The organism is Neobacillus sp. KR4-4 (genome assembly GCF_042136325.1).
Lineage (GTDB): Bacteria > Bacillota > Bacilli > Bacillales > Cytobacillaceae > Neobacillus.
Genome location: NZ_JBHHJU010000016.1, coordinates 37,019 through 49,618, shown reverse-complemented (window position 1 = coordinate 49,618; position 12,600 = coordinate 37,019). Strand labels below are relative to the sequence as shown.

Here is a 12,600-nt window from a genome sequence, read left to right as displayed (position 1 = left end):
ATTCGACAAGTAGTATTTATATCCTTTTAAAAAATAGTGCTCGACTTGTGACACAAGAAAGTCCTTGTTTATTGGTGAATCAATAAGGCATTGCTATAATTCCTATCGTTCGATAATAAACAGACCGGATTAAATTTAAAGTATGGTTGTTTTTTATAAAATCTAGTATAGTTCTTTATATAGTATTTACATTTATGTAAAATTCCTTATGAATCGCCAAAAAAAGTATCTCCAAAAACTTATAAGATACGACAACATTAGACAGGATATTAAATCATTATAAAGAGGGATTTTGTCATAATAGTATTATGCGATAGTTCACTTATACTCATAGGCCCCCCTAAAATCGACAGTTTTCTCCTTGACCTAAAACTTTTTTAATGGATAAATTTTCCTAAATAATTAATCTACTAATATAACATTCAATTCTTCGAACAACGAAATTTTTGTAGGACGAATTTGGGATACGACTTAGGCATTTCGACAAGGTATTCTGAAAATTAACTTTAATATTGGCTTGTATCATCAAAATTTAGTTATGAATCAGGAGGCGTCGTAATTCCGTGAAAAAGAGACAAAAATGGAAAAAGAATTTAATGGTCATGACTGCCGTGACCGGATTAGGCTTTTCGGTATTTTATCCAGACTTTAGTACACCGACCAGCGCAGTTGGACAACCCGATCTACCGCTGCCAAAGGAGGAATCCTTCTCAATTGTTCAATTAGAGGTTCCTAATCAGAATGCAAAGGATAAACTATTGGAGCTTGGCATTGACCTCACTCACCGTGCCAGTGAAAACAACGGAATTTTTGAAGTGGATGCAGTAGTCACACCCACAGAGATTGCCATGTTAAAAACATTCGGAATAAAGGTGAAAGACACACTGGTCACAGAGAAACAGTGGAAGACCAGAGCTGCGGAGAGAGAAGCCGCTTTACAACAAGAGACAAACTTGACGGCTGCTGAAGATTCACTTAAAATCCTTCGCGCCAATCACTACACAAACCAATCTGAAACCTTCCTCTATATCGAGGCGAAATCAACTGCAGGTGCTTCAGCCAGTACCGCATTAACAGCCACTTGGACAGAGAACGGCGTTGAAAAGTCCGCCACACTTTCCAGAAAGGTAGATGCTGGTGAATACTTATATCACTATCTTGAAGTACCCGTAAGCACGATTCCAGCCTCTGTAAAGTTAGAAAGCAGCCTTGGCGGAGCCGCTTCAAGTGCAGTTACAGAATGGCTTGGTAAGGACAAGCCTGGGAATCCGCAAACACACTATGTTAAAGATTTTGTTGACCATTATATGGATCCAACTGAATTATATGAACGAGCTGAAAATCTAGCAAAAGAGTTCCCTGATTTAGTAGATATTATTGAAATGCCTAATAAAACAAATGGATACAGACGCCTTGCACAAGCCCAAATCGGCAGCACTCAGGAAAACTATGTTGTCGTTACATCCAAAGCATGGGGCCATGAAGGCGGTAATGAAATTTCAGTAGAATTCAAAAAGCCCGGAAGTAATGATTCGTCCTTAAAAATTAATGTCGAAGGGAAGAAAGTTCTTGTCGATTTAGCAACTAACTCTTCTGGTCAGATTATTAGTACAGCAAATCAAGTGGTGGATGCGATAAATGCTGATTCTTCTGCAAGTGCACTCATCACCGCGAATACATATCGCGGCAACGCTGGGACAGGAACAGTGTCATCCGCTACTGCGAAATTAACGGACGGTTTAAAAGCACCAGCAAATATTTCTCGTGATCCTTTTACAGTAAAAGCGATTCGTATCGGGAAACATCGTGACGGCTCCAAGCCAGGAGTATTGGGGTATGCTCAAGAACACGCTCGAGAATGGGTTACACCACTCGTTACAATCGAAACAGCCGAGCGGTTACTCCGTAACTACGCTCACGATGGCGAAACAAAAAAGCTTGTAGATAATTTGGATATTTTCCTAGTGCCGTCTACCAATCCCGACGGTGCACATTACACATTCTATGATTACAATATGCAGCGAAAAAATATGACCAATTATTGTGGGCCTGCGCAATCGGACCCTAACAATCGTAACAATTGGGGAGTCGATATTAACCGTAACCATTCTGTCGGGTCTCCTTTTGATGGATTTATTGGTGCATCTACAACAAATTGCACTAGCGGAACCTATGCAGGCCCTGCGGAAACCTCCGAACCAGAAGCTAAAAACATAGTTTGGTTAGCCGATGAAAATCCTAACATTAAATTTGCCATGAATATTCATAGCTATGGGGGTTACTTTATGTGGTCACCTGGTGCCTACGATGCAAACCGTACCACGCTGCCACGTCCAACTGCCGGTGAGGAAGCATTCTACTGGGCCGCTTCCGATACGATTCTAAACGATATTCAGGATTATCGAGGCACAGTTATTCTACCGAGCCGTACGGGCCCAGTTCCAGATGTTCTTTACTCTGCAGCAGGAAATTCCGCTGACTACCTATGGTATGAAAAAGGGATCTATGCTTGGGATTTCGAAGTAGGAGCAGATTTATGGGATAAGGAAACACAAAAGTGGAAACCAGTTGGCTTCCAGCCATCTTTTGAAGAAGGTCACGAAGAAGCCATGGAATTTGCCAACGGTTTAATAGGTATGTTTAAAGTAGCTTACAATCAGTCGAAAGATCATCAGCGTCCAACTTCCAAAGTTGTACCCGGCGGCGGGAAATTCACTGGACCAGTAGATGTTACCTTCGAGACTAGTGAGCCTGCAACTATTTATTACACCCTTGACGGCAGCCGCCCTACTTTTGAATCTGCTAAAATTAATTTAAGCGGAGTTCGTGAAGATGCCGAAGCTCTAAAAATTGCAAAAACGACAACCTTGAAATGGTTCTCTGTGGACGCAGCAGGAAACATTGAGAAGAATTATAACCCAATCAGTAAAGATAAGAGTAACTATAATTCTGCTACAATTACAATCAAGTAATTTAGGCATGGGCTGACCTTTTGGGGTCAGCTCTTTTTTATTTGTCTTAGGATCAAGTACAACAAAAAGGCCTGGTTCATTTCCTTGAACCAGGCCTTCGCTTAGGTTATTTTTCAAAAATGGCATTCGATAATAGACGGAATAGGTAGTCTGTGTGATCACGGAAACCTGCTTCTAATCCAATTAACGTTACATCTTTATCCTTCTCTTTTACCATTACGGCTTGACCCTCGGCACTGCTATTATTCCTCCAGTGACCTGCCACAAAGAATTTATCAGAGTTTTCAAGAGTTGCTACAACTTCATCATTATCGGTACCAGTATACCAAGCTGGACGGTAGACGAAACCAATGTCATCTTGACTATAACCTGCTGTTAAACCCGTTCCCGAGTAATCTACCATTACGATTCCGTTGCTATTAGACCCACCAGAATTAATAACATCATCTGTCAAACCAAGTGTTTTTGTTGCTCTAGATGAACCAGCCCCCACAGCAATATACTTGCCGCCCTTGCTGACAAAATCATTAACATTTTCCTTAAACAAATCAAACTGCCCAGCATTTTGGAGGCCGAATTCTTGGTTTGCGGCTGATAGTTTAGTAGCAATTAAATTTTCTGTGCCACTGTATATAAATGTATCGAATCCGCCTAGCCCTTTTTCTGCGACTTCCACTGGTTTCACTTCTGTCACATCAAAGCCAAGTCGTTTCAAGGCAAGCTTCGTTCCGCTGTGTGACTGGACTTTGCCCATTCCGCCATCCTTCAAAATGGCTACCTTCAATTTGGTTAACCCCACTGCATCAGCTGGCACCTTATCTGTAGATGCAACCTGTAATCCCGAAGCTTTTACTGCTGCTGAAATTTGATTTGCCGCTGCTTCTGTGTAGAAGTTCCCAGCTGCATCACGCTTTACACGAACACCTTGTTGTAACAATGTATTTGCTAGATTAACAGCTTTAACGGAGCTGTTTGGAATCAAGAATGGCCCCTTACCAGAAACAGATCCTTGGCCTGTGATTTGGTTAACCTTAGTTGCTACTACATCAACCGTACTTTGTGTTGGCACTGCTTCAAAGCCCCAAAGTTCTGGTAAACTCCAAGCAGAAATATCATACATAGCTGTCGTATCGTTAGAGATATCTTCCCCATCCCACAGCATCGTATTGGCTAGACCAGCCTTTGCTTGGTCCATCTGAACAAGATAGGTACCTTTTGGATAAGTCTTACCATCTGCGGTAAAAGCTTTCGTCGCTTGAACCACATCAATATCATTATTGATTAAGTGATTAACAGCCTTATTCGTTACAGTTGGGTCCTTCTCGTCAACTGGTAGGATATAGGCTTTCGGGAAGAAACCATCTTGATGGAATGGATGGTCAAAGTTAATCCCGCGTTTGAACATTTCGATTTGGTCTGTGATCATGCCTTGTTTATTTTCTGTTGCAAATTTTAACGCGCCTAATATGGCATTATATTGCCAGCGCACACCATCTAAGTCATTCGTCGGTGCCTCTAATGTATGTCCGTATGCCCCATGGTACATGGCATACATTGGTGTAAAGATTGGCGGATAATCATCCCATCCAGCACCATCATCACGTTGTGGAACGTAAACACCTTCCATGGTTTTATACTTGTTTCCAGTGTAACTATCCTGATCAGCCATGATTGAGGCTTCCATCGCTTCCGCTTGTTTGTAAGCCCACTTATTATAAAGATCATACTCATAGTTAGGGTTATGCGGCGGTGTACAAGGTTCGATTAATCCTTGTAAGTTAGGACCATAACCACTTACGTATCCGTGAGTATCAAGGAATACCATCGGATTCCATTCTTTAATGAGTTCAACCGTTTCCTTCGTTTCTGGCTGTGACTGTGTAATAAAGTCACGATTCAAGTCGATACCCTCTCCATTAAAACGAGTAGCATTCACACGTCCATCAGGATTTTGTACAACATTTAAGATAAGAATATTACTTTCTAAAATACTTTTAGTCTCTTTGTCATTTTGTGTTGCAAAGCGTTCAATGAGCTGAAGAAGTGCGTCGGACCCTACAAATTCTGTTCCATGAATGGAGCCGTTTATCATAACCGGAACTTTAAAGTCCGGATTATTGGCAATCCAATCTTGCGCCTTACTAGGGTTTTTAAACATTTGTTTTCTTAGGGATTGAATTTTACCAAATTTCCCTTGCGTAGTTGGATCTGCAATCGTTACAACATAAAGTGGATGGCCATCCGCTGATTTTCCACGTACCTCCACTTTAACTCTATTAGACTGCTTTTGGATGGCATTTAACTTTTCACCGATTTGTGAAAAGTTAACAAAGTCATAGTTTTCACTATTAAACAAGCTTCCATCTTGTTCTTCATATGCATTCACGTTTGTCCATTTTGGTCCTTCAGCAAACCCAACTGTCCATGGACTCGACGTTAGCAATCCTACCGCCAATAGGCCCGCAACTGTTTTCTTTTTCTTCATTTGCAAACCTCCGCTTATGTATCATTATTAGTTTTTATGTATTTTTATTATGTGGAATTAATTTTATTACGAAAACTGAAATAATTCTATCCTACCAACCTACTAAACAGGGGAATCCATACATTGCCAATTATGGGTAAAAAGCCCTGTTTTGGTGTCAGGCACCGCAAAAAGACACTCTCGATAATTTGTCCATTCCACGCGGACTCGGTTTGTCAGTTTTAGGAACAAAAGGCACCTTAATTTATAAGGGTGCCTTTGTTTTCTCATTATAAATTTGTGTTTAACGCTCCACTTGAAAAAGACAAATGTCCACGAGCGGTGCCTGACACCATTAGTTTGTTAATATTTTTTATCACGGCAAAATTTGCAAACTTTGATGGTTTGGTTTGTTTCTGTTTGATGTGGATATAGTAGTTTGATTCTAGTTCTTTCACATATCGGGCATGTTCCGCGCCCATTTGAAGGCAGGTAGCTGATTGTTTTTCCTCTGTTTCTCTTTGCCATCTCCATCCATCCCTATTCTTAATAGATTCTTTTCTTTATCTAATGATGGACTGGCATAAAAATTGTTAGGCATATAATTGTTTTTAGAAAAAAGATTGTTCGAATATTCTTTTTGGTAAAAGTAAGGCTTTTGTCCACGAGCGGTGCCTGACACCCTTACATGACACCCCTACATCACTAAAAGAAACCACCAAATTGAGTCATTCTATATCATTGCTCACTGACGCCTTAGACAACCATTAGGCATTTTTACTTGCCTTTCTACATACATTTCTAAGAAGATCATTTATTTCTATGGCTGCACGACTATGTAACACTTTCCATAAGATAGGAATAAGAGGCGGGACTAAACTTTTTCAAATGGAAAGGAAAGATGTGGTGCTTCAATATGAAAAAAAACGGAGCTTATCACGATTCGTTTCAAAATCTCCAAGAAAATGGGATGTCATTCGAGCAGGTTTTTGAACGAATTGTATCATTCATGAAGGTAGATCCTAATGGAAACTATAAACTAATGGTCGGCACAGATTCTCAAGTCCATAGATCTACGACTGTCTTTATTACCGGGATTGTCATTCAGAATAAGGGGAAAGGTGTTTGGGCGTGCATAAGGAAGGTAGTCATCCCAAGGAAAATGACACACTTGCATGAGCGGATATCTCTTGAACTATCGTTGACCGAGGAAATTGTTACAATGTTTACCGATGAAAGGAAAAATGAGTTAATCAATCTTGTCCTTCCCTATATCTACCAAGGAGCAACCTTCACCATGGAGGGGCATATTGATATTGGTGAAGGAAAGCGGAACAAGACGAGTGAGTTTGTGAAAGAAATGGTCACCAGAATCGAATCGATGGGCGTTGAACCAAAAATCAAACCAAACGCCTTTGTTGCTTCCAGCTACGCAAATCGATACACAAAATAAGGGTATCAGACATCACAAAACAATGTGGTGCCTGACACCCTTTTTTATTTGTATTTTTAATAACATTCCAGTTCTACTTTCACTGTCGTGCCTTTGCCTATTTTACTTTCGATATTCATGGTACCATTATGTTCCTGGATGATTTTATTGCTAACGGTTAGGCCCAGTCCGATTCCCTTGTCCTTCGTGGTATAGAACGGTGTTCCCAAAAAGCGCATAAGTTCGTTATCAATTCCAATCCCTTCATCTGAAAAGCGTATCTGCACACGATTGTCTGCAACTCTTTGGACTTGGATATTAACATTGCCGCCAAATGGCATCGATTCAATCGCATTCTTTAAAAAATTAACAAAAACCTGTTTTAATTGATTGGGATTACAATTTAAAAAAATATCCTTTTTCAGGTAATGGTTTTTTATCTGAACATTATGCAACAATGCTTGTGGATGTAAAATATTTACGGTACTCTCTAAGATCGTATGTAGACATTCTTTTTCAAACTGAATCGCCTGTGGCTTCGCCAACGACATAAATTCATTAACGATGATATCAATACGATCTAGTTCGTTCATGATGATTGATAAATATTCATCTTGTTTAGTTTTTGTGATGGTCTCTTTCAACAGCTTTGAAAATCCCTTTAATGAAGTCAAAGGATTCCGGATCTCATGAGCGACTCCTGCAGCTAATTGGCCGATAATTGAAAGCCGATCTAAATTTCGAAGGGCATCATCATTTTTAACTCGGTCCGTAATATTTCTTCCAACCGTGACATACGAATCAACTTCTCCTTCTTCATTAAAGATGGGAGAAATCATTGTCTCTGAATAGATCACGTCATTATCACCAGTTCGGACCTGCGTTTGGAGCAATTGAGGTTCCTTTGTTTCTATCAGGCGCTGACACACTTTTGCAAAATGGTCAATTTCCTCTGGTACGATAAGCTCATAGACGTTTTTACCTAATAATTGGTCAGGAGTGTACCCAATCCCTTTTTCATGGGATGGAGAGGCATATATGACCTTTCCTTCTATTGTATACACCTTTATCATATCCGTAGTATTTTCAGTAATTAACTTGTACAACTCACGTGTTCTTTTTAATTGTCTTTCAATATTAATATGCTCCGTAATATCCCGAAAGATTGCCAGGACGGCAATTATTTCCCCACAACGATTTCGAAAGGGAGAATACGAAACGGCGATATCAAGAATGGTTCCGTCTTTATGGTATTGTTGAGTAACCATATCGGAAAATGCTTCACCACGCTTAACTAGCTCTATCGTTTCATTCACTATGTCCGGATTAGGAAATTCATCAATTTTCCTACCTATTACGTCATCCTCTGTATAGCCAAATATTTTCGTATATACATGGTTCACACGAATAAACTGATTCTCCATATCAACCATACAAATCCCGTCTGCCGTACACTCTAAAAATAAGTCAATTAAATCATCCGGATTATACACCACAGAATCCTTCTCATTCCTAAAAATCGGGAAAAACTTTGACATAGAGATCTCTCCAAACACATCAATTATACTCTTAATCTCCATTTTACAGAGTTTTTCAATAAAGAAAAGAAGAATTTTTTGGTGTCATTAATGGTGTCAGGCACCATCAAAAGACACTTTGTTCATTTCGTCCTCTAGACATGGACAACTACAAGGAGGTGTTGACACAAAAGAACGCTTGGCCCACTGGGGGGGTAGTGTCTTTTTCTTTTTATGAAAGTCTGTTTTGAATTGGATTAATCGACTGGGCGGTCCTCAAATTCATCTCAAATACCTAAACAACCTGGTCTTGCATGCCCACAATTCGCTTATTTCCGAGGAAACTATACATATTTCGCATTACTCTTTCCAAAGATCGGATAAATCCCCATTTTTATACGTAAAATGACAAAATCCTAACAAAGAAAAAGCACACAGTTTAGACACATATTTCTATCTATCAAACTGCGTGCTTACATTCTATTAGCTTTCTTTCAAAACAATTATAAGGCACTCTCGATTTCTTTAGCCATAGATTTGACCGATTTTAAACCTCCACCGCTTAGGTACCAGGTGTCTGCATCAAGGTAGACAATCTTATCATTCTTAAAGGCATTTGTTTTTTTAACTAATTCATTTTCAATAATTTGTTTTGCACCAATTTCGCCGCCGACTGCCGTCGCACGATCGATCACAAATAATACGTCAGGATTCTTCTCCATAATGTACTCAAATGTAATGCTCTGTCCATGTGTGGATACCTCGATATCTTTATCGGCTGCTCCAAACCCAAAGACGTCGTGGACTACGCCGAAACGGGAACTTGGTCCGTATGCACTGACTTTGCCTTCATTTGCTAGCAGAATAAGACCTTTCTTATTAGAAGCCGAAGCTTGTTGATTTAACTTTTCAATACTAGCATTAATATCTTTTAATTCGCTTGCTACCTTGTCTTCTTTCCCAAATAGCTCACCAATAAGATTCATGTTTTTCTCAAAGGATTCCATGTAATTTGCATAATCGATGCCAACATAGACAGTTGGTGCAATCTCAGCAAACTGATCGTATAATTCTGCTTGGCGTCCTGAAATAAAAATGACATCTGGCTGCATCTCATGAATAGCTTCGAAGTCCGGCTCTTTTAAACTGCCGACATTCGTATATTTCTTATCCGCATATTTTTTCAAATACCCCGGAATCGCGGTTTGTGGTACTCCTGTGACATCGATACCTATCTCATCTAGGGTATCTAGGACACCAAAATCAAACACGACTACTTTTTCAGGGTTCTTCTTCACTTCTGCCTCTCCATATTGATGCTTAATCGTCATTTTCTCTGCTGGTCCCTTGCTGGCAGATGCCGTTTCAGTTTGCCCCTTTTCCTTTGATCCACCACATGCTGCTAACACAAGAATCATTGCAAACACTAGTGTAAATAAACTCCATTTTTTCATTTTTAAATCTCTCCTTTATTATGAATTAAAATAAACACAGATTCTGCAGTTATTCATTTCCTGAATCGGAATTTCCATATCATAAATCTCACTTAATGCCTGTGATTGAATAATCTCCTCGGTTGGCCCATCCTTCACGACCATACCATCCTTCATGGCGACAATCCGGTCAGAATAGACCGATGCAAAGTTTATATCATGGAGAACAATAACGACGGTTTTGCCAAGTTCATCGACCAATCTCCGTATGATTTTCATAATCTGAACAGAGTGCTTCATATCCAAATTATTTAACGGCTCATCGAGAAGAATATACTCTGTATCTTGGGCAATCACCATCGCAATAAAAGCACGCTGGCGCTGACCACCAGATAATTCATCTAAAAAGCTATCCTGCATTTCAGTTAAATGCATATACTCAAGCGATTGGTTGACAATTCGTTCATCGTCCTCCGTTAACCTCCCCTTTGAATAAGGGAATCTTCCAAAGGAAACAAGTTCTCTGATCGTGAGGCGGACGTTCATGTAATTCGACTGCTTTAAAATTGAGACCCGCTTGGCAAAATCACTCGATTTCATCCGGCGAACATCGGATTGATCAATCAGCACTTCACCCGTATCGGCATCGAGCAAACGGCTGACCATCGACAAGAGTGTGGATTTCCCCGCGCCATTAGGACCAATAAATGATGTTATTTTTCCAGGTTGAATATTGATCGTGACATCTTTTACCACCGGTTTCTTGCCGTAAAACTTTGACAATGACCTCACTGTTATCATGCAGTTTTCCTCTCCTTTAGCAGTAAATAGATAAAATAGACACCACCGATAAAGTTGATAATGACACTTAACGTCGTCGAAAAAGTAAAGACCCGTTCAACAAACCACTGTCCCCCGACAAGTGCGATGATACTCATGAGAACCGCACCGCTTATCAAAGTTTTGTGCTTGTATGTATGAAAAAATTGATAGGACAAGTTGGCAACAATTAATCCAAAAAATGTTATCGGTCCCACTAATGCGGTCGAGATTGAAATAAAGATGGCAACAATCACAAGCATTTGTTTCACAAGGGAATCATAGGGAACCCCTAGATTAATTGCCGTCTCCCGCCCCAGTGATAAAACATCGAGATACTTCATATACCGCCATGCATAAATCAGCACAAGTACTACGATAACAATCGCCAGCCACACTAAGTCTGAGTTGATATTATTGAAACTAGCAAACATCCGATCTTGGACAATCTGAAACTCATTCGGATCAATCAGCACTTGTAAAAATGTGGAGATACTCGAAAAGAATGTCCCAACAATAATTCCAATCAGCAATAAAAAGTAGATTGGCTGGCTGCCCTTTTTAAACAAGAAACGATATAAGAAAAGGGCAAACACAATCATCACGGCAACTGAAAGTAAAAAGTTTATTTGTTTATTGACGACAATCAGATGGGATGAACCAAGGAAGAAAATAATCACCGTTTGTAATAATAGGTACAAGGCATCTAGTCCCATGATGCTCGGTGTTAAAATTCGGTTATGTGTAATTGTTTGAAAAACCACGGTAGCATAGGCGATGGTAATGCCCGTTAACACCATTGCAAGAACTTTTGTTACCCTCCTTGGCAGCGCATAATCAAAACTTCCATTTAAATCATGAATTAGGTATACGGCACAGCATCCCGCAGCAATCAATACGAGACAGGCCATTTTCAACGGATTACGCATAGGCCTTCCTCCGAGATAGCAGATATAAGAATGTGCCGCTGCCGATCACACCAACCATGAGACTGATTGAAATCTCATATGGATAAATGAGCAACCGGCCTAAAATATCACAGACTAGAAGGAAAATCGCCCCTAGAATGGCTGTATGCGGCAGCGTTTTTTGTAAATGGTCTCCTTTAAAAATAGAGATGATGTTAGGAATAATTAAGCCGAGAAATGGAATTATCCCAACGGTCAGGACAACGGAAGCCGTAATTAGAGCAACGAGTATCAGCCCAATATTTACTACACTTCGGTAGGCAAGGCCTAGATTTTTCGAAAAGTCTTCACCCATACCGGCCACGGTAAAGCGGTTGGCATAAAAATAGGCAATGACTAAAATTGGGATACTTATGTAGAGGAGCTCATATCGACCTTTCATAATCATTGAAAAATCCCCTTGGAGCCAGGCCGACATATTTTGAATGACGTCTGCTCGGTAAGCAAAAAATGTGGTAACCGAAGACAAAATATTACCGAACATTAAGCCAATCAGCGGAATATAAATCGCATCTTTAAACTTGATTCGGTCGAGAATCTGCATAAATAAAAAGGTTCCCCCAAGTGCAAAGACAAAGGCTACTGCCATTTTTTCCAGCATGGTTGCATTTGCAAATAACAACATAGAGACAAGAATTCCAAGTCGGGTAGCATCCAAGGTTCCAGCTGTGGTCGGTGAAACAAATTTGTTCCGACTCAACTGCTGCATAATTAATCCAGCTATACTCATTCCTGCCCCCGCGAGTAGGATTGCAACGAGTCTCGGCACCCTGCTCACCAAGAAAATTTGCGTCTCCTCTGTTTGAAAGTTCAGCAGGTCTAACAGCGATAGACTGCTTACACCAACAAATAGCGAGATTGCGGATAAGATTATTAATGCTAATAGTAAATATCGTTTCTTCATAACTGTCCCCATCATTTCTATCATTCTAGCGATCTCTCGTTAACTAAAATGATAATGAAAATCATTATCACCTATTCTTAAAATCGATTAT

At 40.0% G+C, this 12,600-nt stretch carries 9 protein-coding genes; 2 read left to right on the top strand and 7 right to left on the bottom strand.

From position 1 onward, the window contains the following. The first annotated feature begins 563 nt into the window (after positions 1-563). The gene (locus ACE198_RS16735) at positions 564-2,972 is read left to right on the top strand and encodes a M14 family metallopeptidase (protein WP_375376317.1); all 2,409 of its coding nucleotides are present in this window, start codon (positions 564-566) and stop codon (positions 2,970-2,972) included. 106 nt (positions 2,973-3,078) lie between these two features. Here the strand turns inward: ACE198_RS16735 and ACE198_RS16730 are convergent, their stop codons facing one another. After that, complete coding sequence (locus ACE198_RS16730; RefSeq protein ID WP_375376316.1) at positions 3,079-5,457, bottom strand: M14 family zinc carboxypeptidase; 2,379 nt, start codon at positions 5,455-5,457, stop codon at positions 3,079-3,081. A 342-nt stretch (positions 5,458-5,799) separates the two neighbouring features. Then, the gene (locus ACE198_RS16725) at positions 5,800-5,964 is read right to left on the bottom strand and encodes a hypothetical protein (protein WP_375376315.1); all 165 of its coding nucleotides are present in this window, start codon (positions 5,962-5,964) and stop codon (positions 5,800-5,802) included. Between the two features lie 388 nt (positions 5,965-6,352). Between ACE198_RS16725 and ACE198_RS16720 the strand changes: the two genes are divergently transcribed. Next, on the top strand, positions 6,353-6,889 hold the full coding sequence (locus ACE198_RS16720) for a ribonuclease H-like YkuK family protein (RefSeq protein WP_251461322.1): 537 nt from the start codon (positions 6,353-6,355) through the stop codon (positions 6,887-6,889). A 56-nt stretch (positions 6,890-6,945) separates the two neighbouring features. Here ACE198_RS16720 and ACE198_RS16715 read toward each other — a convergent pair whose 3' ends face one another. The 5 genes from ACE198_RS16715 to ACE198_RS16695 all read right to left on the bottom strand — a co-directional run bounded on the left by ACE198_RS16715 (position 6,946) and on the right by ACE198_RS16695 (position 12,509). After that, a complete protein-coding gene (locus ACE198_RS16715; RefSeq protein WP_375376314.1) occupies positions 6,946-8,406 on the bottom strand; it encodes a PAS domain-containing sensor histidine kinase in 1,461 nt (486 codons plus the stop codon). 482 nt (positions 8,407-8,888) lie between these two features. Continuing rightward, on the bottom strand, positions 8,889-9,839 hold the full coding sequence (locus ACE198_RS16710; RefSeq protein ID WP_375376313.1) for a siderophore ABC transporter substrate-binding protein: 951 nt from the start codon (positions 9,837-9,839) through the stop codon (positions 8,889-8,891). A gap of 18 nt (positions 9,840-9,857) precedes the next feature. Continuing rightward, the gene (locus tag ACE198_RS16705) at positions 9,858-10,619 is read right to left on the bottom strand and encodes an iron ABC transporter ATP-binding protein (protein WP_375376312.1); all 762 of its coding nucleotides are present in this window, start codon (positions 10,617-10,619) and stop codon (positions 9,858-9,860) included. Further along, on the bottom strand, positions 10,616-11,566 hold the full coding sequence (locus tag ACE198_RS16700; protein WP_375376311.1) for an iron chelate uptake ABC transporter family permease subunit: 951 nt from the start codon (positions 11,564-11,566) through the stop codon (positions 10,616-10,618). Before ACE198_RS16700 ends, ACE198_RS16705 begins: the two co-directional genes overlap by 4 nt. Further along, on the bottom strand, positions 11,559-12,509 hold the full coding sequence (locus tag ACE198_RS16695; protein ID WP_375376365.1) for an ABC transporter permease: 951 nt from the start codon (positions 12,507-12,509) through the stop codon (positions 11,559-11,561). Before ACE198_RS16695 ends, ACE198_RS16700 begins: the two co-directional genes overlap by 8 nt. Positions 12,510-12,600 lie beyond the last annotated feature (91 nt).

Excerpts from the sequence above, each read along its gene's own strand:
- ACE198_RS16715 (WP_375376314.1), bottom strand. The coding sequence starts at position 8,406 with ATGTCAAAGTTTTTCCCGATTTTTAGGAATGAGAAGGATTCTGTGGTG.
- ACE198_RS16710 (WP_375376313.1), bottom strand. The coding sequence starts at position 9,839 with ATGAAAAAATGGAGTTTATTTACACTAGTGTTTGCAATGATTCTTGTG.
- ACE198_RS16700 (WP_375376311.1), bottom strand. The coding sequence starts at position 11,566 with ATGCGTAATCCGTTGAAAATGGCCTGTCTCGTATTGATTGCTGCGGGA.
- ACE198_RS16730 (WP_375376316.1), bottom strand. The coding sequence starts at position 5,457 with ATGAAGAAAAAGAAAACAGTTGCGGGCCTATTGGCGGTAGGATTGCTA.
- ACE198_RS16720 (WP_251461322.1), top strand. The coding sequence starts at position 6,353 with ATGAAAAAAAACGGAGCTTATCACGATTCGTTTCAAAATCTCCAAGAA.
- ACE198_RS16705 (WP_375376312.1), bottom strand. The coding sequence starts at position 10,619 with ATGATAACAGTGAGGTCATTGTCAAAGTTTTACGGCAAGAAACCGGTG.
- ACE198_RS16695 (WP_375376365.1), bottom strand. The coding sequence starts at position 12,509 with ATGAAGAAACGATATTTACTATTAGCATTAATAATCTTATCCGCAATC.
- ACE198_RS16725 (WP_375376315.1), bottom strand. The coding sequence starts at position 5,964 with ATGGCAAAGAGAAACAGAGGAAAAACAATCAGCTACCTGCCTTCAAAT.